The 2,539-nt window shown below is 57.1% G+C and carries 2 protein-coding genes and 1 pseudogene; all 3 read right to left on the bottom strand.

Annotated elements, in window-relative coordinates; all coding sequences use genetic code 11:
* Positions 1-432, bottom strand: a pseudogene (locus AC1DH9_RS27105) (peptide transporter); the annotation flags it as partial.
* Positions 433-446: 14 nt separating this feature from the next.
* Entirely contained in the window at positions 447-1,376 is a 930-nt protein-coding gene (locus AC1DH9_RS27100) for a diiron oxygenase (RefSeq protein ID WP_477809131.1), read from the bottom strand.
* Positions 1,373-2,149 carry a DUF3050 domain-containing protein gene (locus AC1DH9_RS27095; protein WP_427546567.1) on the bottom strand — a complete coding sequence of 259 codons (777 nt, stop codon included), beginning with the start codon at positions 2,147-2,149 and terminating at the stop codon, positions 1,373-1,375. The genes AC1DH9_RS27100 and AC1DH9_RS27095 overlap by 4 nt, the downstream gene beginning before the upstream one ends.
* Between the last annotated feature and the right edge of the window lie 390 nt (positions 2,150-2,539).

Genomic DNA, 2,539 nt, shown 5'->3' with positions numbered 1-2,539 from the left:
GTACTCGGCATCGCGGGAAAAACGGCTGACCTCAAGCGCCACGCGGTCAACCAATTCAGCGATGACTCTCAGGCGCAGCACCTGGCCATTACCCGAGGCTTCGTCGGCGACGGGGACGCGGGCGATCAGTCGCTGGTCGCTGCTCGATATGTAGCGGCACAGCACGTCGATAGGTGGCAGACCGCTGGCGTCTTCAGGTCCCAGGCCCAGGCGCACGCTCAGTTGTGCACACTTGCCCAGGTCGAGCAGACTCAGCGCCGGGATGGCCAGGCTGCCGTCGTCGATCAGCAGCTCGGCGTTACCGACCGTTTGTTCGTTCAGGGCGTGGCTGTCGCTCAATCGCGTCAGCGTATGGCCGTGTTGTTCCAGCTCCAGCGCCAGCTCATTCAAGGCCTGGCTTTGACCGATGAGCAGAATGTCGAGACGTCTCATGATGTTCTCCTCGGCTAGATCAGGTAGTCGCTCAGGGYGTCTTGCACGCACGGTGAATCGAGCAGCGAACTGCTGCGGAAAAACCGCACGATGTTGGCGACCAGCGGGTGATGGCGATTGATCGGGAAGGCCAGGCCTGCCACTTCGTTCTTGAGTGCGGCCTTGGCGGCATCGCTGATGTGCAGGTGTTCGATCAACCGGAAATCGAACGACTTCTGAATGTCGTTAGTCAGGTAGTGAGCGATGAATACCGGCAGAATCTTCGCGATCAGTTGGCGGTCGTCATCGTTAGCCGAGTGCCAATAGATCCGTACCAGCCGTGACCAGAACCCCGAGTGACGGCCCTCGTCGAGCAAGTGGTCAGCCATCAGGCCCTTGATCGATTGCTTGACCGTGTCGTCCTTGGCGAATGCCGCGACGTCGTTGGTCACGGTGCTTTCCGCAATGGCCACGCAGATCAGCTCCACGGCACTGCGCAGATGTTCCGGTGCCAGCGCCAACGCTGCAGGAATCGCCCGGCTCAGTTCGATTTCACACGGCAGTTCGATCGGCGTGATGCCAGTCATGGCCACGGTCTGCTGCATGAAGTCCATCGCCACCAGCGCGTGGTAATCCTCATCCACCACCACGGTCATGGCGTCATAGCGACAGGCGAACGGGAAGGGCACGGCGAAGCGATTCTTGGCGATGCTGCGGGCGGTCTTGTCGACGATCTCGGTTTCGAAAATCACCACGTCGTTGATGAACTTGTAGAGCGTCTGCACCAGTGCGAAGTCGCGTTGTTCCGGGCATTCGCGAACAAATGTTTCGCTCAGCACCAGCGGTTGCCGGCTCAGGGGATAGATCAGTTTGTCGTCGTTTTCGACCATGCGCCGCGGACGTGTACGGATGGTCGCGCGGTTTTCCCAGGCGTCGGCGAAGGATTGGTAGTCGGCGGCGTTCATGCGCTCACCTCGGCGACTGATTCACGCATGCTCAGGCGCAAGCCGTCCCACAGTGCGATACGGCTTTCCACAGCGGCGATGGCCGCGGCATAGACGTCTTCCTGTCGTTGCGGATCGCCATCGACCAAGCGTGCCAGGAGTGTTTCGGCGGCGGGACCGTGGTCTTCGGAGTCGACTTCGATATGCCGCTGCAGGTAGTAACGAAAGGTCGGCGCCTGTTCGATGCCTATTCCCCAATCGTCGAGAATGCGCTGGAACATCTGCGGAATGACGCTTTCACGGCCATGCAAAAACGCTGCGGCAACGCTGTGCCCCGGCGCATACAGCGCGGTGTGCAAGGTGTGCCGGACGAAGTTCGATGCGGCCGGGTCGACGTCCACGCTTTGCAGGGCGACGTCGTAGCTCACGCCTTCCTTTTGCAGGGCGACGAAGCGTTCCACGGCCGCCGTGCTGGCGCCGATTTCACGCATCGCATCCAGGTACAACTCAAAATGGCTGTAGTGACCGTGATCGAGCCGGTCATCGGATTCCTCGCCAAGGACGATTTCGTTGATCAGGCGCGCTGCTTGAGGATCTTGGGGCGGCAGCCAGGGCAGTTGCACACATGTGAGTTCCTGTTGCAGGCGTTTGGTCAGTGACATGAAGTCCCATACCGCAAATACATGGGTTTCCATAAAGCGTTGAAGTATCGACAGTGAATGAATCTCGGCAAAGATAGGGTGGGCGCTCAGCAGTGCTTTTTTTTGGTCGAGAAGTGCTTTATTGGGTTTCATGAGAGACCTATAAATTGTGAGTTAAGTTGTTCGGTTGGCAGAGGTTTATTAGGAAAGTTCAAACACGGTGCTGCCTGGTTTTTTTAATAGGCGAACAAGTACCTCAAACAAACGTTGATGCAGTTCATTGCGTTGGCGGACCTTGCCAGGCAAKGCGTTGCTTGCGTCTATGGTGCTTGGCGGCCAGATGCCATGGTGAGTCTTACAGACCCCGGGCATTGACCGTGCCGACAAGTACGCAGGAACTTGAAGTTGTCGGCGGAGAAAAACTAATACTTGAAACAAGTAGCGAGCAAGTGTTTTTTATATTATTTGTCAAGTGTGTTTTTTTTGGGCGTGACAAGTTTCTATAAAACTTTTGGATTAAGTTTTATTGGGGTGAAGTTGTTC

The sequence above is a fragment of the Pseudomonas sp. 05T35 genome (genome assembly GCF_056396605.1).
This window is presented reverse-complemented; position numbering and strand designations above follow the sequence as displayed.